Source organism: Wenyingzhuangia sp. 2_MG-2023 (genome assembly GCF_030548295.1).
Taxonomy (GTDB): domain Bacteria; phylum Bacteroidota; class Bacteroidia; order Flavobacteriales; family Flavobacteriaceae; genus Wenyingzhuangia.
In genome coordinates, this window is the sequence record NZ_JAUOSB010000084.1 from 1 (window position 1) to 375 (window position 375).

Sequence of the window (375 nt, forward strand, 5' to 3'; positions counted from 1 at the left end):
ATATGGCTATTAAAAAGAGAAAAACGAATTTTGATTTAATACATCACTCTGATAGAGGGTTACAATATTGTGCTGAAGTTTACCAAGAGAAACTTAAAAATAGTAATGTTCAGCCTTCAATGACTGACGGTTATGATTGTTATCAAAATGCTTTAGCTGAGAGGATTAATGGAATAATCAAGCAAGAGTTCTTGTACCATAAAGCAAAGAATAAACAAGAGTTACAAAAGCTAATTGAACAAGCTGTAGAAATATATAACAACAAAAGACCTCACTTGAGTTTAAACTATAAAACTCCTAATTTTATACACAACAAAAATGCAGAGCTTTTAAAAGCTCTGCATTAAAGATTTTTTAATCGTCAACTTATTTTAG

1 protein-coding gene is annotated in these 375 nt (G+C 29.3%); it reads left to right on the plus strand.

Features of this window, described 5'->3' with window-relative positions; all coding sequences use genetic code 11:
- On the plus strand, nt 1-347 hold a 347-nt coding region (locus tag Q4548_RS16760; RefSeq protein WP_303457188.1), incomplete at its 5' end, for an integrase core domain-containing protein.
- Nucleotides 348-375 lie beyond the last annotated feature (28 nt).